Source organism: Mycetohabitans sp. B8 (assembly GCF_021991875.1).
GTDB lineage: Bacteria > Pseudomonadota > Gammaproteobacteria > Burkholderiales > Burkholderiaceae > Mycetohabitans.
This window is the reverse complement of sequence record NZ_JAHLKR010000018.1, coordinates 267,255-283,237: the sequence shown is the minus strand read 5'-3', so window position 1 is coordinate 283,237 and position 15,983 is coordinate 267,255. Positions and strand designations below refer to the sequence as shown.

Sequence of the window (15,983 nt, the reverse complement as noted above, 5' to 3'; positions counted from 1 at the left end):
TTGTTGCCCCCTGCGTCGAACCGGCCACGCCGGTTCCCCTGCAAGGGCAGATTGCGTGCCGCTTAGAACTTGTGGCGCATGCCCAGCGCAATGTACTCTTGCGCGCCGCCGTTCGCACCTGCAAAACCGTACGAGCTGATCGAAGCCTGAGCTTGTGAGCCCGCGCCGTCCTGCTGGCCGGTGGCCTTTTGCCATGCGCCGACCAGGTACACGTCGGTGCGCTTAGACAGGCTGTAGTCGGCGCCCAGGCTCACCTGGCTGTACTTGGCCGACGCGTTGCCCGAACCCTTCGTGTAGCTGTAGCCCATGCCCGTGAGCAGTGCCGGCGTAGCCTGGTAGGTCGCGAACACGTTGCCGGTGTTGTACTTCTGCGTCTGGCCGAACGATGAAGCGGAATCCGCCGTGTACTGCGCGTTGCTGTACGATGCGCCGACGTTGACCGGGCCGATGGCGTACTGGCCGGCGACACGGGCGATCTTGAGCGACGCAGCCGACGTGTAGGCACCGTTGACCGGGCCGTTGAAGACTGAGTCGCTCGTCGTGTTGGTCGCCGTCGTGGTGGAACCCGAGAAGTCCCGCACGCCGTTGGTAACCTTGCCGCCGTTGTAGTACTGGTAGCTCGCCGCCACGGCGATCGGGCCGTTCGTGTACGCCAGCGCGGCGCCCCACGCACGGCGGTCGCCGAACGAGCCGGCCTGGTTGCCGAACGCGTACAAGCCCTCGAGCTGGAGGCCGGCCCAGACCGGGCTCGTGTATTTGACCGAATTGTTGACGCGGATGCTATTGTCGTAGTTGTCGACGTCACCCGGCGTTGCGAACACGGAGCCGAAGTAGTTGTCGCCCGTCATGCCTTGTACCAGGTCCGTATCCGGCACGTATTGACGACCCAGCGTCACCGTGCCGTATGCATCGTTCTGCAACCCTACATAAGCTTGACGGCTAAATTCGCGGCCACCTTGGCCAAGACGGCCATCGTTTGGGTTAAAGCCGTTTTCCAACTGGAAGATCGCCTTTAGGCCGCCGCCCAAATCTTCCGTCCCCTTCAAGCCCCAGCGCGACCCCTGCAGGTTACCGGAAACCGTGGACCACTGGTTCTTGCCGCCTTGGTTATGCAAGAAGGTAATGCTTTCATCGATAACGCCATACAATGTCACCGAGCTTTGGGCATGTGCTGCCGAGGTAGCGGCGAGTACGCCGAGCGAGATGGCCGAGAGTACCAGTCGTTTCATCTAATCTTCTCCAAACGGTAGTTCATTGAATTTTCGCTGCGGCCGCAGCATACCTCGACGCCTGTAGAAAAAAGAAATAAAAGCCCGGCTAACGTTGCTAAATCCAGACGGTATGGATTTGCAACCGCCATTTTTGGCAGATGGTGTGATAGCTCGCGCTGCCAATGCAGATTCCCGTAGGGAATAAGGCACTGCAGCCCACCACGCGCGCCGCACAAGACATCGCCCCGTCCAGCGAGGACGGGCAATACTTCAATGTGTCGCGTTCCGCCTCGAGGCTGTCGCGTTGCCCCCGGGCGCGATAGATGCAAAGCCGGCAATGCCACGCGCCTACCCTATAGAGGCAGATTATCGCCGCGTCGTTTCCTCAGTGCACCGGCTTAAACTCATCTAGCAACAGGTTGAGTTTGAGCACGTTCACCCGCGGCTCGCCCAGCAAGCCAAACTGCCGGCCGGTCGTATTGAGGGCAATCAGCTCGTCGACCTGCGCTTGTGAAAGGCCTCGTGCCCGCGCCACGCGGGGGGCTTGGTAAGCCGCCGCCGCGGGGCTGATGTCCGGATCCAAGCCACTGCCTGACGAGGTCACCAAGTCCACCGGCACCGGCGCCGTGTTGGCCGGATCGGCCTCATGCAAGGCGGCAAGCCGCCGCTTCACCTCGTCCGCCAGCGCCGGATTGGTCGGGCCGAAGTTCGATCCGCTCGAGCTTTGCGCGTTGTACGGATTCGGTGTCGTCGCCGACAGCCGGCCCCAGAAGTAGTCGTTTCTATCGAACTGCTGTCCGATCAGCGCCGAGCCGATCAGCTTGCCGTTCTTTTCGATCAGGCTGCCGTTGGCTTGTGCCGGGAAAACAGCCTGCGCGATCGCCGTGACCGCGGCGGGATAGACGATGCCCGTGATCACCGTCAGCGCGACGAACAGCACCAGCACGGGACGCAGTAAAGTGTTCATGATCATGGTTCACAGTGGAGCAGCGTGCTGCCCCGAAAAAGGCCGGACGGACACAAACGAAGAGACACCGCCCCACCCGGCAACGGTTGCACAGAGCAAATCAGGCCCAGCCCAGAGCCGTGATTGCCATATCGATCAACTTGATGAACGGGAACGGCAGCACGATGCCACCCAACCCATAGATCAGTAGGTTGCGTCGCAGCAGCGAAGCGGCACCCAACGGCCGGTATTGAACGCCCTTTAGCGCAAGCGGAATCAGAAACATGATGATCAGCGCGTTGAACACCACCGCCGACAAGATGGCGGAGGAAGGCGAAGTGAGTCGCATCACGTCGAGCACGTGTAGCTGCGGATAGGTGGTCGCGAAAGCCGCCGGAATGATCGCGAAGTACTTCGCCACATCGTTGGCAATCGAGAACGTGGTCAGCGAGCCGCGCGTCATCAACATTTGCTTGCCGATCTCCACGATCTCGATCAGCTTGGTCGGGTTCGAGTCGAGATCGACCATGTTGCCCGCTTCCTTCGCCGCCTGCGTGCCGGTGTTCATCGCGACCGCGACGTCGGCCTGCGCCAGCGCCGGGGCGTCGTTCGTGCCGTCGCCGGTCATCGCCACCAGCCGCCCTTCGGCTTGATGCGCGCGGATCGTCGCAAGCTTGGTCTCTGGCGTGGCCTCGGCCAGAAAATCATCAACGCCGGCCTCGGCGGCAATCGCTGCCGCGGTGAGGCGGTTATCGCCGGTTACCATCACCGTCTTGATACCCATCTTGCGCAACTCGGCAAAGCGCTCCTTGATCCCGCCCTTGACGATGTCCTTCAGCTCGATCACGCCGAGCACGCGGGCCTGGCCATCGGCGCCTGGCTGCCGCTGCGCGACGACCAGCGGCGTGCTGCCGCGGCGCGCCACGTCATCGACCGCTGCGCGTACTTCCTGAGGAAAGCGCCCTGCATGGGCTTGGACATACTGCTGGATCGCGTCAGCGGCGCCCTTACGGATCTCGCGCTCCGGCAAATCGACGCCGCTCATCCTCGTCTGGGCGGTGAAACCGAGGAACTGCGCATGCAGTCTGGCCATGTCCCGCTCACGAATGTTGAAACGCTGCTTGGCGAGGACCACGATGCTGCGGCCTTCCGGCGTCTCGTCGGCCAGCGACGCCAACTGCGCGGCATCGGCCAGGTCCTGCTCGGACACGCCCGGCGCTGGCAAGAACGCCGACGCCTGCCGGTTGCCAAGCGTGATCGTGCCGGTTTTATCCAGCAACAGCACATCGACGTCGCCGGCGGCCTCGACGGCGCGGCCGGACGTCGCAATCACATTCGCCTGCATCATCCGGCTCATGCCGGCCACCCCGATCGCCGACAACAATCCGCCGATCGTGGTCGGAATCAGGCACACCAGTAACGCGACCAGCGCTGTGATCGTCACGACTTGGCCCGATTGCATCGCAGAGACCGAGAACATTGAGAACGGCAACAGCGTCGCGGTCGCGAACAGCAGCACGAGCGTCAACGCAACCAGCAGGATGGTCAACGCGATCTCATTGGGCGTCTTTTGCCGCTTCGCGCCCTCGACCATCGCGATCATCCGGTCTAAGAAGGCCTCGCCGGGGTTCACGCTGACCCGCACCACGATCCAGTCCGACAGCACCCGTGTGCCGCCCGTGACGGACGAGAAGTCTCCGCCGGACTCGCGGATCACGGGCGCCGATTCACCGGTGATCGCCGACTCGTCGACCGACGCGACGCCTTCGATGACCTCGCCGTCCGCCGGAATCGTGTCGCCCGCTTCGACCAACACCACGTCGCCGCGGCGCAAATCCGTGGACGTCATCATACGGATCGGCGCTTTCGGGTGAGGCTCATTGAGCTTTTTAGCCATCACATTATGCTTGGCGCTGCGCAGCGACGCGGCCTGAGCCTTCGAGCGGCCTTCCGCCAGCGCCTCAGCAAAGTTGGCGAACAGCACCGTGAACCACAACCACAACGCAATGGCCAGGATGAAGCCGGCCGGCGCGTCGGCCTGCCCGGCAAGCGCCGCGATCCACAACACCGTCGTCAGGATGCTGCCCACGTACACACAGAACATCACCGGATTGCGCAGTTGAGTGCGCGGCGCAAGCTTTTTGAACGCATCGACGATAGCGGACTTCAGCAGCGCCGGGTCGAACATCGAATGGACCGCGGTACGGGCCTGCCCGAGGTTGTCCGCGCGATGGGCAGGCGATGGATTGACGTTAGTCATGCTTTCCTCGAAATCAATGGCCGGCGATCATCATCAACTGCTCAACGATCGGCCCCAACGCCAGCGAAGGCACATAGGTCAGCGCGCCGACCAGCACGAGCGTGCCGAGCAGCAACACGACGAACAACGGTCCGTGCGTGGGCAGCGTGCCCGGCGTCGCGGCAATGCGCTTCTTATTTGCCAGCGAGCCCGCGACCGCCAGCACCGGCACGATCGTGCCGAAGCGGCCAAACCACATCACGATCGCCAACAATACGTTGTAGAACGGCGTATTGACTGACAGTCCGCCGAACGCGCTGCCGTTGTTGTTGGCCGCCGAGCTGAACGCATACAGCACTTCGGAGAAGCCGTGCGGCCCAGGATTGGCGATACCGGCCACGCCCAGCGGCGAGAGCACCCCGATCGACGTGCCCACCAGCACCAGAAACGGTGTGAGCAACACCACAATCGCCACCATCTTTATTTCGAACGACTCAATCTTCTTGCCGACATACTCCGGCGTGCGCCCGATCATCAACCCCGCGACGAACACGGCGAGCAACGCGAACACGAGCATGCCGTAGAGCCCGGAGCCGACGCCGCCAAAGATCACTTCGCCCAGTTGCATCAGCAGCAGCGGCACGAGGCCGCCCATCGGCGTGAGCGAATCGTGCGTGTTATCTACCGCGCCGCACGATGCTGCCGTGGTCGCCACCGTGAAAATGCCGGACTGCGCAATGCCCAAGCGCACTTCCTTACCTTCGGCGTTGCCGCCCGCTTGTAGCGCCGACGCCTGCTGGTCCACATGCAGCGACGCAAACAGCGGATTGCCGGATTGTTCTGCGGAAATTTCCGCAAAGCATGCCACCGCGAATGCAATCGCCATCGCCGCAAGCACCGCATAGCCCTGTCGGCGGTCGCCCACCATGCGCCCGAAGACGACGCACAATCCGGCCGGGATGATCAGGATCGACAAGATCTGCACAAAGTTAGACAGCGGCGTCGGATTCTCGAACGGGTGGGCCGAGTTCGCGTTGAAGAAACCACCGCCATTGGTGCCCAGCATCTTGATCGCTTCCTGCGATGCGACCGGCCCCATGGCCAAGGTCTGCTTGTCCGCCTTCGCGTCCTGCATCATCACATTGCCGTGCACGTCCTTGACCGGATTACCTTGTGCGTCGGTCTTGGGCACCGGATAGGTCGTCACCTGCAGCGTCGATACCTCCTGGTACGGCTTCAGATTCTGCAGCACGCCTTGGCTCACCAGCACCAGCGACACGACGATCGCCAGTGGCGCGAGAATGTAGAGCGTGACGCGCGTCAAATCGACCCAGAAATTGCCGATGGTGCGTGCGGTATGGCGCGCAAACCCACGGATCAGCGCGACCACTACCGCGATGCCGGTGGCCGCGGACAAGAAGTTCTGCACGGCCAGGCCCGCCAACTGGGTCAAGTAGCTGACCGACGACTCCGGTGAGTAGTTTTGCCAATTGGTATTGGTGACGAAACTAACCGCCGTGTTGAATGCGGCATCGGGCGTCATCGCGCCGAGCCCCTGCGGATTGGCCGGCAAATTGTGTTGCAGCCGCAGCAGGCCATACACCACGATGGCACCCAGCGCGTTGAACAGCAGCACCGCGAGCGCATAGTGCTTCCACGACATCTCGGCCTGCGGATCGACGCCCGCGACTCGATACAGCCCGTGCTCCAACGGACGGCCTAGCTTGCGCACGAGCACCGACGAGCCATCCAGCACTGCACACATATAGCGGCCAAGGGGCAGCGCCAATGCGAGCAGCACGATGATGAACAGCGCCGCTTGCAAAAACGAATTGACGTTCATTCCAAATTCTCCGCGCGCAGCAGCGCATACACGAGGTACCCCAGCACTAGCAGCGTCGCGATGCCGGCCAGCCATGTCATCCACGCCATCATGAGCGGCCTCCAGGGGTGCGGCGCAGCTTGTCGCAGCCGGCCGCCAGCGCCATGCACAGTCCCAGGAACAAGACGATGCCGGCGAGGTAGACGAGGTCCATTGTTATGTTCTCCGTTAATGCACCAAGGCATCTAATAGGCTATCCGCACGGCCATAAATCGCACGGTAAGAGTGACCTGCGCAGCGTAAAAAACGCGTAAACGCCGCCCTCCCCCATCATCCCGGACGCCGCCGCGCATGGTCTCATTAATTAGCCACTGCACGCGTGGGTGCCGGAGAATCCGTCAACGCGCCGTTGTGCACGGCAATCGCATGGACCCTCGCCGGCATGCATTGCCGCGCGCAGCGAAGATGGGTCTGCCGGTTCTGGACCGGCGGTTGTTGGGTAGCTAGACGTCAGTGCCCATGCCAGCGCCAGCATCCCGCTCACCGACATGATGACCGCGCTGATAGGCAGCGCCTTGATGCTCACTTGAGGCTCAATTAGATCATTGGCGGTGACTATCAATCAGGGGGCGCGGGCCAGCGCCCCAAGCCGGCGCCCAAACTACTTTCGTTGATGAAATCACCGAACGGCACGAACACGAAGCCGACAAAGCGCAGCGAATTGTCCGTGGCACCGGCTGAATAGCGGACATAGCGCATGCAGAGGCCGAACGTCTTCTTACAAAAGGCTTGCAATAACAACGCGAACACGCATAATAATCAATATATTAAAAATATTATAAGGGCATGCGCGAATACGGTAACATCACCCTTGCGTCATCGCTTGATCGGGGGCCATCTGCCCCAAGCCCGTTTCATAGTTGCCATGCCATTGCACCACTTCGCCTCGCTCCTGATTAGCAGTTTGTTATTGTGCGGCTGTATCACGCAGACGCCTCCACCCCCGTGCGTCCATCCGGATTCGGCCGTGGAAGGTACCCAGCGGTATGAGCAAGTCAATGCTCGGATCGTCAATGAACGCCGGCTGATCGATGTGCGCGTGAAGCGTGGCGACTACACGGCTGCGGCGGGCGCCGACTTGAAGCGCCAGCTCGACGACGTGCAACGGGACGCTGCCCGCATCGCCGGCCAGCACGACGGCAGCTTAGACGCCGACACGCAGCGCGCATTGAACGAGCGGCTCACTGCGATTTCCGAGACGATAGTGCGCTGAGCCACCGTGGCATGGCCTCCTGATAGCCCGCTCACCACAGTAAGGTGGAGCGGAGACAGCAGCCGCTAACAATGACAGTCGCCGCTAAGATGGCCCCTGCCGAGCCGGCGCCTAGGGACACCCGCCGCTTGGTCAATCCCTCTGGGCACGCGGTTTGCGGTGACAATTGTCGTCTGTTTTATGGAGCCACGACCAATATGTCAACCAAGGAACACATTTCGCGCGACAAGAAAGAGGAAGCAATCGATAAGTCGGTCGAGGACACCTTTCCTGCCAGTGACCCCCCTGCGACAGGCGGCGTGACGAAAATCGTGCCCGATGAACATCCGTCGCACGGCAGCCACGACGATAACGAGCCCCCGTCTTCGCAGCCTTCGGACAAAAGCTGACAGCTTTGCTGGACCGCTACGTCGCAACGTCGGCGTAGCGGCCGGTGTGGCCACCACGCCGACGTCCAATGCTTAGACTCCATATACGCTAGGTAAGCGCCGTCATCTCGTGCATTAATGACGTCGCGTCTGCGACACGCCCTCTAGCGTATTGGCAACCTCGTCATGCGACGCGCCAACACTACGCGTGGCGATATCTCCGAGCGACAGCACACCCACCAGTTCCTTCTGATGATTGATCACCGGCATGCGGCGCAGTTGCGCGTCGGCCATGCGCTTTTGTACGGCATCCAAATCGTCGTCTTCCATACACCATTCGACCTGCGGCGTACAGACCTCACTCACTGGACTATCAGGGTTCTTACCGGCCGCCAGCGCGCGCACCGCGAGATCGCGGTCCGTGACCATGCCGGTAAGCTTGCGGCTCTCACATACCGGCAGCACGCCGATATCGTACTGGTCCATTAACTCGGCGGCATGTCGAATCGTGTCGGACGGACTGATATGGACGACGTCCCGAGACATGATTTCCTGAACGTGATGCATAGATAACCTCCGTGAATATGAGTGAACCAATGCCTTTACCCTCGAGCAACGCACGTGCCGCATGCTCGCGCATACGGCCCCGCCACCGCATTGCCGTGATGCAACCACCTTTACAATTCACCGGAAAAAATGCACGGCGTATATGCGGCGATTGGAGTACAACGCCCGAAGACCGCGGCCAGCGCCACAGGCACGTGTCGTGCGAACACCGTTTGCCAGGAGTCTCATTATGACCACGCGCAAACCGACGACGCAGGAACACGGAAAGATCGAAATCGAACCGCAACAGCAGCCGCAAGGCCTGGGCGATTGCCGACGCTGTGCGTTGTGGCACGACGCGTCGCAGCCGGTGCCGGGCGAGGGACCCGCTCATGCGCCAATTATGATGGTCGGCGAACAGCCCGGCGACCAGGAAGATCGACAAGGCAGGCCATTTGTTGGTCCAGCTGGCGTATTACTGGACGACGCGTTGCGGGAGGCCGGCGTCGCCCGTGACGACGTCTACGTGACGAATGCCGTTAAGCACTTCAAATGGGAACCGCGTGGTAAGCGGCGCATGCACAAAACGCCCGCACAGCGCGAAATCGACGCGTGCCATTACTGGCTCGATCGCGAGTTCGATACGGTCGCGCCCGCGGTGGTCGTCGCCCTTGGCGCGATAGCGCTCAAAGCCGTGCTGCAAGATCCAACGGTGACACTGCAGCGTTTGTTGGACCACACGATTGAGCACGGCGGGCACTTTGTCATCCCAACTTATCACCCATCGTTCGCCCTACGGGCGCCCGATGAGTCGACGCGACAGCGCGCCTATGCGCAAATCGTCGACGCGCTGCGGCGGGCGGGGAAGCTGGCGCGTCAACTTGAGCAGCAGGGGGGGTAACGCCGCATGTCGCGCGCAACGATATGCACCGAGGCGGCAGCGCGATCGACGGGCGCGCCTCGCGGCACACCCGTTATATTTCCAAAAACTCTATTCCTTATACGCCTGAAGGCAATAGCTTGTCGAGCAACGCAGATGAGAAGATACGGTTAGGATCGTATTGATTGAGTGTCTTGATAGCTTTATCCCAATCTTTTTCCTGGCTGATTTGACCCTCCCTATAAATATTCGGGATCGTTGTGCTAATCGTCGTGTAATCTTCCCAGGCTGCCGAATCTGTATATGCCCAACCCTTAGACCATTCTGGTCGCATTGTCGCATAGGAGCCTGCATAATGTGAAAACATCCACTGTTCTGTTTCGTGATAAAATTTATTCGCGTGAGGTGTTCCAGGCAAAGTCAAAATGTCGAACCAAACCGCAATATCCCAATCTGGTCTATCCAAGCGTGGCTTAATCACAGATAGCGCAGCAGTGACACTACTAGGGCTCACATCATTCGGGTTATCCAGCCCTGACACCCGAATTTCGAGCGGGCCATTGATTGGGTATTGGTTTTGCTTCTGATACGCATTAATGCGCTCCTGATAGTTCTCAATGAACTCGCTAATGACGCGCTGGACGTTAGCCCGGCTGGTAATGACTGCATAGCCATTTGCAATAACCCGCAGTGTACTGGGTCGAACGTATTGTAGTACGTTTCTTGACCATCCCCAGATATCCAGGCTATGTGTGGCAACCAAGCCTGCGGTTGTAATTGCCAACTGCTTTCGGCCAAAAAGTGGGGTAATAGTTACCTCGTTGTCGATAACAATACGCCTGATCAGATCAGACAATTCTATAGGAATTGAGTCTGAAAATGGATAATTATTCGTCTTCGCGACAATGCGTGAAAATAATGGCTTATTTGGCTTTATACTCCACACTTTCAGCCATGGATTGCTTGTAAATGGGAACCATATTACCTCTATTCTGCCAGATTTATCAAGAAACGATTCAATGGTTTTCTTGGATATTCGAAACGATTCAATAGCTCTCCTGGATGTCCCAGGTTTTGCAAATAATTCCCCGGCAGAAATATTAACGTAGCTCCGACAGCGTAAGCGCTGATTTACTCCAACTTGCATCGTTACCTCGACAATGCAAGCTCGTCCGACATGCGTAAGGAATGCACTAATATCCGCATCTTCACGGGAAAACGTCTTCAATATATATTCTTTATTTGCTTCATCATACACTACCGCAGTTAACGATAGAATAAGATTGCTTAAAGAGCCATAGGTATGTCCTGGTAATAATTTCTCCCCTTTCGCTGGCACAGCAGTGCCATGCGCACCAATCGCTAATGCACCTCCCAACGTAATGTCGCTGGGAGCAGGTACGGCTGTCATTCCCAGGCCTTTTGCTTCCAGTTTTTCGAGCAAAGCCCCCATCGATACGCCTGTTTGCACAGTTACTCGAGCTGGCTTTGATGTCGTGTCAATTGATACGGCAGTTAGGTTCTTCGTCATGTCAAGCAAAACAACTGAAGAAGCCTTGCTATCCGAGTCCATTGTTAATGGAGACCAGTTATGCATATATCCACGTGGACGAATCTTATAATCGTTTGATCTCGCCCAGTTTACGATGGAAACGATGTCGTCAGGGGTTTTAGGCACCGCCGTCCATACGTTATCTACAAATATTTCCTTGCTCCAGTTCTCGTAAGCCTGCCGATAAATTGATATTCCTACCGGGAAATTCCCCAATGTTTCACTTGCGTTGGCTGATATTTGATAAATTGGCGTCCATCCTCCAGCAACGATACCCGAAGTAGACAACATGACCATATCAGAAATAAACTTCCGGCGGGAACTCACAAAGCCCTTCTTTTTATAATTCCTTTCCATTTTTAACTCCTATTTTTTAATTAATAAAAAATGAAGAAATGAAGGAATGAGTCCGTCCGGACGGCCAGCTAAAACCCTTCCACGTTCGGTCGTGCAGATTCCTCTACATTGTGGAACAGAACGAGGTTGTTATTTAACGCTTTTTGATCTTTTGTGCAAGAGTTTTTTTGCCTATTTGAGTCGGTAACTGTGTCCGTCGAATTCGAGCAGATAGCAGTGATGCATGAGCCGGTCCGGGATCGTGATACTCATTGTGTTGCTGCCGAAGTAAGCACCCCAGTCCTGGTCTCGCTATTCATCACGCAAATTGCTTAGACGTGGAAACCATCCGCTTTGTCACGTTGTGTTGTGAAGACGATCGGGTAGGATTGTGGGATGAAGAAGCCCAAATCTGTCTATCATGGATATCGTTTTCCGTCGTCGATCATCCGCTGCGCAGGCCGGTGGTACTTTCGCTTCAATCTGAGCCTGCGCGATATCGAGCCCGGAGCAGCCTCTGTATCACCGTCGAGCGATCAGCGGCCGGCTTTTTAGCCCTTAGCTGAATGTGCCCGCCCTACTTCCGGACACGGCCTCACCCTAAAATGGATGAATGGGTCCTGCGTCAGAACTCGCGTGGCGAGCAATATTTCAACGCGCTATGCGATGCTTTTCATTGTAATGCTTGAAAGCAATGGCCAGAGGGCGCGCAACATAGCCACGGCGGGTTGAGCATGAAAGCCACGGAGTCGCGCTTCCTCGTCTTCATCAAGCGCTCAGCCATCCCATTACTTTGCGGGGCTGCACACCGATTCTCTACAGTCCCAGCATGACAGCACGCACCACGTCGCCGCTATGGCCACCGGTTGTTACCGCCTAGCCAACTCATCGCTTCGCGATCGCAGCAATCCAACGCGAACGTAATACGTAGCGGCTCGCCATTGTCGCAACGAAACTCAACGCCATCCAAACGCCAACGCTGGTTGCGCTTCACCACGGCAACCTACCGTCATGCCGTCGTGCAGGACGTAGCGGAGGCTCTCTACGCTACAGCCACCCTTGAGACCGTCTTGCCCGCGTCAAAACTCTCTCGCACCACTGCCAGCTTCTCCTACGCTGACCGCCGACGGCGCTCCAGCCCCGCCATCACTTCTTTTAATTTTGGCACTAAGAGTCGCTAACACAAGTCGTCCACGAAGCGCGCATAGATAACGGCAGCGGCCAAGCAGAGCAAGGCGAGATGAATGTCCAGACGCCGCTCAAAGCGGATGCGCCGCTTACCCAAACCGGCAAACCAGGCGTGTGGGCGCTCGACTACCCAGCGATGTCGTCCGAGCCACTCGCGCTTTTCTACGCCGCGACGGGCGATGCGTGCAGTGATTGCACGTTGCTTCAGATAGCGTCGGCAGCAGGCAAAGTCATAGCCCTTGTCCGCATGCAGTTTGCCCGGGCGTTTGCGCGGCGAACCGCTCAAGCCCGGCACGGCTGGGAGGGTATCGAGGGTGCGCTCGAATGCCATCGAATCATGCCGGTTGGCACCCGTGACTGTGATAGCTAAGGGGGCAACCCTTAACGGTCTACCCTCAGACAAGTCGAATCGGGCTAGGATACTTTGCAATCGTTGCATCGTGCGTTACAAGCGGTATGCCTTCGGCAACGGCCTGCGCGATCAAAATCCGATCGAACGGATCGCGGTGGATGAGCGGTAGATGTTCGAGTTCCAACGCGTGCGCAGTCACGAGCGGCAGTTCCTCGTAGCCAACGTCAAGCAGACTGCGACGCAGCACGCGCGGCTCGACCTGAAAATCGGCGCGGGCCAGACCGCGTTTGACCACGATCTCCCACAGGCTCGCGACGCTAAAAAGCGGCGTGCAAGCCGGATCATCGAGCAGCGCGCGCGCTGCGGCCGGCAGTTCGGGTGCGTCGGCGGCCGCCCACAGGATTAGGTGGGTATCCAACAGCACCTTCATTCAGCGTTACCGTCAAACCACTGTTCAATGTCTGCGGCACCCATTGTGTCGAAGTCAGCCGGCACACTAATCTGTCCCTTCAGGAAGCCGATTCGACTGCATCGAACAGGTGCCGGGAACTCAAGCGGCACGACTTTGACCAGCGGCTTGCCGGCTTTGGCGATCACAAACGGTTCGCCGCCGTGCACTGCTTGGTCAATGAGTCGCGACAGATGTGTCTTGGCGTCGTGGATGTTGTAGGTGTGCATAATCGCCTGATTAAACTAAGTTCAATGAATTTAGTTTAATCAGGCGATTAAGTGGTGTCAAATAAACAGGGGATCACTATGCACAGTGCGAAGGCGCCTCACGTCGTCCAGGGCTAATTGGGCCTGTCCTGTGCGTTTCGGTCGGCGCCGGCCACGCATTACCTCCGCAGCGCTTTCGAGCCATTTGCTATTGAGGGCGTGCTTAAACGGGCATTTGGCACCGACGGATTCGTCTCGACTCGCTCCAGCAGCGTGTTCGGGTCCGCGCCGTGCAACCAGCCAAGACCGCCTCACCCAGCGCGGCGCGCCCCGCTGCATCGGCCAACACAATCTCTGGCGCCGCATCTATGAGGATATGCGCGAGCTGCTCGCCCTGCTACGCCGGGCCCAGCGGCACATACACCCCGCCCGCCTTCAGGATTGCCAACAGCCCCACCTCCATCGCAGAACTCCGTTCTACACAGATCGCCACCCGTTCATCCGGTTTCACACCTGACCTGCTCCCCGAGATTAGTACGCTGACGATGTAGAGTCCGTTCTGAAGAGGATCGGTCGTAAAGAAACGATTCACCAAAGAACAGATTATTGGCGTGCTGAAGGAAGGCGAGGCAAGCCTGAAGCCAGCGGAGCTTTGCCGCAAGCATGGCATGCTCAGAAGCGACGTACTACGGCTGGCGGAATCAATCCCCCTCTGGCACCGGCGTCCTCGGACCCATTCAACCCTCGTCGAAATTTGCAGCAAATTCACGCCAATAGGCCTGCCTCTTGCAACTCCCACCATACCTTTTTAGCTTCCCTGCCTTATTGCATCAGCCTGGACGGATTGTTCAGGTCCGACTACTTATCCAACCTGTGCCACCGCTCCACTACCGCCCTGATTTTTATATAACATGCTCATTAGTCATCCCCGAAGGACAAACCATTCCATTCCGAATGAAATTAGCCACGTCCTCCAGATACGACGTAAGCGGTTCATCTTTATCAAAAAACGGCAGAAAAGACCGTAACGCATTATAAATCGTGGCAGTATGAGTGCCCAATTTTTCAGCACCTCGAATGTCGGCTGCCTGGCACGCACACAAAAGCTCAAAGCTTATAACATACACAGTATTATCCAATATTTCCCGTGCACGCCGAGCAGCCACAAGACCAAGTGAGACGATATCTTGAAAATCAGCTGTTGAGGGTAGCGACTGAATGGAAACTGGCACACACAATGATCGATTTTCAGAAGCAAGGGAAGCACTCATAAATTGACCACCCATCAACCCCAACCGAATCCCCTGATCATTTTCGCAAAGAAATGGCGGCAATCCATTGCTATTATTTTTATCCATGAATCGATCAATACGCCGGTCCGATAAATTACTCAACGTAACTAAGGCAATAGACAAATGATCCATTGCCATAGATATATATTGACCATGAAAATGACCATTATGATAAACATCACCGCATTTCGGAATAATCAATGGATTATCACTACTAGAATTCAATTCATTTTCCACCACAGATTTAACGTAATTAACAGCATCCTTGATCGGGCCAAGTATCTGCGGAGTACACCGCAAAGAATAAGCGTCTTCAATTTGATTATCAACACCATCGATTACATCATCGGAAAGTTGCGATCGAAGTTCTTTCGAAACATCATCTTCATTACCGACCATACCACTGTCAGAAAGCATATTATATATATTCGTTGCAGACACCCTCTGACCTTGATGCAACTTTTCTTCATGCACCAATGGTGAAAATACCTTACGCTTTCCTTTTAACGCCTCCAAAGTTAAGGCTGTTATTGATTCATACGATTCGATCAGCTTTTCAGCATCATTCACTAACAGACACGCAAGCCCCGTCATGGCTGACGTACCATTAATTAACGCCAACCCTTCTTTATAACTCAGTTTAAGTGGCTCAATATCCGCATCATGGAGCGCATCTAATGCGTCCATAATTTCCCCACGATATCTAACCTTCCATTTTCCGGTTAGCGCCAATGCTATAGCAGCAAGCGGACCTAAATCTCCGCTAGTACCAAGAGACCCTTTTTGAGGAATGCAAGGGCATATTCCTTTGTTAAAAATGTCAACAAATTTCTGCATGTTCTCTAAAGAAATAGCAGATACGCCGCGGGTCAGTGAATTAATACGCGCTAACATTGTCGCTCGAACTACATGGTCATCAAAGTATGATCCAACATTCGTTGCGACTGCTGCAATGAGATTTTCCTGCATTTTTGCAGCATACTTATCTGGGATAAGATATTTGACAAATCCCCCCATACTTGTATTTACGCCATAAATTACCTTTCCGTGCAAAATAAGATCGTCAAGCAACTTTCGCGATTGCATAATAGATGCACATGCTTCTTGGCTAAGGCGAACGTTGATATTGAAATCATACGCCGCCCTGGCAATGTCAACCGCTCTCAAACCGGCGCCCGAAATTTCTAATATATTATCCATAATTTAATCCCTTTTAAAATATTACCCATTAATTTTCTACAAGTTATCAAAATTCCTTACTTTTGGGGCACCCAGCTCCAGAGTTCCTGACCTTAGCTTGCGCAAAGCGCCCCACAAAACT

Annotated in this window: 16 protein-coding genes and 5 pseudogenes; 5 read left to right on the top strand and 16 right to left on the bottom strand. The window is 56.7% G+C overall.

What is annotated here, in order from left to right:
* Positions 1–62: 62 nt before the first annotated feature.
* The 7 genes from KQH60_RS10620 to KQH60_RS10590 form a co-directional block, all read right to left on the bottom strand.
* Positions 63–1,229 carry a porin gene (locus KQH60_RS10620; protein WP_237576409.1) on the bottom strand — a complete coding sequence of 389 codons (1,167 nt, stop codon included), beginning with the start codon at positions 1,227–1,229 and terminating at the stop codon, positions 63–65.
* 367 nt (positions 1,230–1,596) lie between these two features.
* Positions 1,597–2,178, bottom strand: coding sequence for a potassium-transporting ATPase subunit KdpC (gene kdpC / locus KQH60_RS10615; protein ID WP_237576408.1), 582 nt, complete (start codon positions 2,176–2,178; stop codon positions 1,597–1,599).
* A gap of 100 nt (positions 2,179–2,278) precedes the next feature.
* Positions 2,279–4,345: a potassium-transporting ATPase subunit KdpB gene (kdpB, locus tag KQH60_RS10610; protein ID WP_237576437.1), complete on the bottom strand. Its 2,067-nt coding sequence runs from the start codon at positions 4,343–4,345 to the stop codon at positions 2,279–2,281.
* A gap of 85 nt (positions 4,346–4,430) precedes the next feature.
* Positions 4,431–6,239, bottom strand: a complete 1,809-nt coding sequence (gene kdpA / locus KQH60_RS10605; RefSeq protein ID WP_237576407.1) for a potassium-transporting ATPase subunit KdpA — start codon at positions 6,237–6,239, stop codon at positions 4,431–4,433.
* A complete protein-coding gene (locus KQH60_RS10600; RefSeq protein WP_237576406.1) occupies positions 6,236–6,328 on the bottom strand; it encodes a potassium-transporting ATPase subunit F in 93 nt (30 codons plus the stop codon). Before KQH60_RS10600 ends, kdpA begins: the two co-directional genes overlap by 4 nt.
* Positions 6,328–6,432, bottom strand: a complete 105-nt coding sequence (locus KQH60_RS10595; protein ID WP_237576405.1) for a potassium ABC transporter ATPase — start codon at positions 6,430–6,432, stop codon at positions 6,328–6,330. Before KQH60_RS10595 ends, KQH60_RS10600 begins: the two co-directional genes overlap by 1 nt.
* Before the next feature lie 404 nt (positions 6,433–6,836).
* Positions 6,837–7,028, bottom strand: a complete 192-nt coding sequence (locus KQH60_RS10590) for a hypothetical protein (RefSeq protein ID WP_237576404.1) — start codon at positions 7,026–7,028, stop codon at positions 6,837–6,839.
* A 217-nt stretch (positions 7,029–7,245) separates the two neighbouring features.
* On the opposite strand from KQH60_RS10590, the gene KQH60_RS10585 reads away from it, so the two are divergent.
* Positions 7,246–7,491, top strand: coding sequence for a hypothetical protein (locus tag KQH60_RS10585; protein ID WP_237576403.1), 246 nt, complete (start codon positions 7,246–7,248; stop codon positions 7,489–7,491).
* A 197-nt stretch (positions 7,492–7,688) separates the two neighbouring features.
* Positions 7,689–7,880: a hypothetical protein gene (locus tag KQH60_RS10580; protein WP_237576402.1), complete on the top strand. Its 192-nt coding sequence runs from the start codon at positions 7,689–7,691 to the stop codon at positions 7,878–7,880.
* Between the two features lie 114 nt (positions 7,881–7,994).
* On the opposite strand, the gene KQH60_RS10575 is transcribed toward KQH60_RS10580, so the two are convergent.
* A complete protein-coding gene (locus tag KQH60_RS10575; RefSeq protein WP_237576401.1) occupies positions 7,995–8,426 on the bottom strand; it encodes a CBS domain-containing protein in 432 nt (143 codons plus the stop codon).
* 229 nt (positions 8,427–8,655) lie between these two features.
* On the opposite strand from KQH60_RS10575, the gene KQH60_RS10570 reads away from it, so the two are divergent.
* Positions 8,656–9,306: a UdgX family uracil-DNA binding protein gene (locus tag KQH60_RS10570; protein ID WP_237576400.1), complete on the top strand. Its 651-nt coding sequence runs from the start codon at positions 8,656–8,658 to the stop codon at positions 9,304–9,306.
* Positions 9,307–9,403: 97 nt separating this feature from the next.
* On the opposite strand, the gene KQH60_RS10565 is transcribed toward KQH60_RS10570, so the two are convergent.
* Positions 9,404–11,194 carry a cholesterol oxidase substrate-binding domain-containing protein gene (locus tag KQH60_RS10565; RefSeq protein ID WP_237576399.1) on the bottom strand — a complete coding sequence of 597 codons (1,791 nt, stop codon included), beginning with the start codon at positions 11,192–11,194 and terminating at the stop codon, positions 9,404–9,406.
* A 171-nt stretch (positions 11,195–11,365) separates the two neighbouring features.
* Positions 11,366–11,479: pseudogene (locus KQH60_RS10560) on the bottom strand (ATP-binding protein); the annotation flags it as partial.
* A 90-nt stretch (positions 11,480–11,569) separates the two neighbouring features.
* Here KQH60_RS10560 and KQH60_RS10555 point away from each other — a divergent pair.
* Positions 11,570–11,677: pseudogene (locus KQH60_RS10555) on the top strand (IS6 family transposase); the annotation flags it as partial.
* 121 nt (positions 11,678–11,798) lie between these two features.
* Here KQH60_RS10555 and KQH60_RS10550 read toward each other — a convergent pair.
* The 5 genes and pseudogenes from KQH60_RS10550 to KQH60_RS10530 all read right to left on the bottom strand — a co-directional run.
* Positions 11,799–12,241, bottom strand: a pseudogene (locus tag KQH60_RS10550) (integrase core domain-containing protein); the annotation flags it as partial.
* Positions 12,242–12,350: 109 nt separating this feature from the next.
* Positions 12,351–12,734 (bottom strand): annotated as a pseudogene (locus KQH60_RS10545) (transposase); the annotation flags it as partial.
* 22 nt (positions 12,735–12,756) lie between these two features.
* Positions 12,757–13,143 carry a type II toxin-antitoxin system VapC family toxin gene (locus KQH60_RS10540; protein WP_237576398.1) on the bottom strand — a complete coding sequence of 129 codons (387 nt, stop codon included), beginning with the start codon at positions 13,141–13,143 and terminating at the stop codon, positions 12,757–12,759.
* Positions 13,140–13,391, bottom strand: a complete 252-nt coding sequence (locus KQH60_RS10535; RefSeq protein WP_235090419.1) for a type II toxin-antitoxin system Phd/YefM family antitoxin — start codon at positions 13,389–13,391, stop codon at positions 13,140–13,142. Before KQH60_RS10535 ends, KQH60_RS10540 begins: the two co-directional genes overlap by 4 nt.
* A gap of 376 nt (positions 13,392–13,767) precedes the next feature.
* On the bottom strand, positions 13,768–13,833 hold the full coding sequence (locus tag KQH60_RS10530) for a hypothetical protein (protein ID WP_237576436.1): 66 nt from the start codon (positions 13,831–13,833) through the stop codon (positions 13,768–13,770).
* 139 nt (positions 13,834–13,972) lie between these two features.
* Between KQH60_RS10530 and KQH60_RS15070 the strand changes: the two are divergent.
* Positions 13,973–14,069: pseudogene (locus KQH60_RS15070) on the top strand (transposase); the annotation flags it as partial.
* Between the two features lie 203 nt (positions 14,070–14,272).
* Here KQH60_RS15070 and KQH60_RS10525 read toward each other — a convergent pair.
* Positions 14,273–15,862 (bottom strand): phenylalanine aminomutase (D-beta-phenylalanine forming), encoded by a 1,590-nt coding sequence (locus KQH60_RS10525; RefSeq protein WP_237576397.1) that lies wholly within the window; start codon positions 15,860–15,862, stop codon positions 14,273–14,275.
* Between the last annotated feature and the right edge of the window lie 121 nt (positions 15,863–15,983).

Bases quoted from the DNA above. Each gene is read 5' to 3' on its own strand.
- KQH60_RS10600 (WP_237576406.1), bottom strand. From the start codon at position 6,328: ATGGCGTGGATGACATGGCTGGCCGGCATCGCGACGCTGCTAGTGCTG.
- KQH60_RS10575 (WP_237576401.1), bottom strand. From the start codon at position 8,426: ATGCATCACGTTCAGGAAATCATGTCTCGGGACGTCGTCCATATCAGT.
- kdpC (WP_237576408.1), bottom strand. From the start codon at position 2,178: ATGAACACTTTACTGCGTCCCGTGCTGGTGCTGTTCGTCGCGCTGACG.
- KQH60_RS10620 (WP_237576409.1), bottom strand. From the start codon at position 1,229: ATGAAACGACTGGTACTCTCGGCCATCTCGCTCGGCGTACTCGCCGCT.
- kdpB (WP_237576437.1), bottom strand. From the start codon at position 4,345: ATGTTCGACCCGGCGCTGCTGAAGTCCGCTATCGTCGATGCGTTCAAA.
- KQH60_RS10595 (WP_237576405.1), bottom strand. From the start codon at position 6,432: ATGGACCTCGTCTACCTCGCCGGCATCGTCTTGTTCCTGGGACTGTGC.
- KQH60_RS10535 (WP_235090419.1), bottom strand. From the start codon at position 13,391: ATGCACACCTACAACATCCACGACGCCAAGACACATCTGTCGCGACTC.
- KQH60_RS10570 (WP_237576400.1), top strand. From the start codon at position 8,656: ATGACCACGCGCAAACCGACGACGCAGGAACACGGAAAGATCGAAATC.
- KQH60_RS10565 (WP_237576399.1), bottom strand. From the start codon at position 11,194: ATGGAAAGGAATTATAAAAAGAAGGGCTTTGTGAGTTCCCGCCGGAAG.
- KQH60_RS10580 (WP_237576402.1), top strand. From the start codon at position 7,689: ATGTCAACCAAGGAACACATTTCGCGCGACAAGAAAGAGGAAGCAATC.
- KQH60_RS10525 (WP_237576397.1), bottom strand. From the start codon at position 15,862: ATGGATAATATATTAGAAATTTCGGGCGCCGGTTTGAGAGCGGTTGAC.
- KQH60_RS10540 (WP_237576398.1), bottom strand. From the start codon at position 13,143: ATGAAGGTGCTGTTGGATACCCACCTAATCCTGTGGGCGGCCGCCGAC.
- kdpA (WP_237576407.1), bottom strand. From the start codon at position 6,239: ATGAACGTCAATTCGTTTTTGCAAGCGGCGCTGTTCATCATCGTGCTG.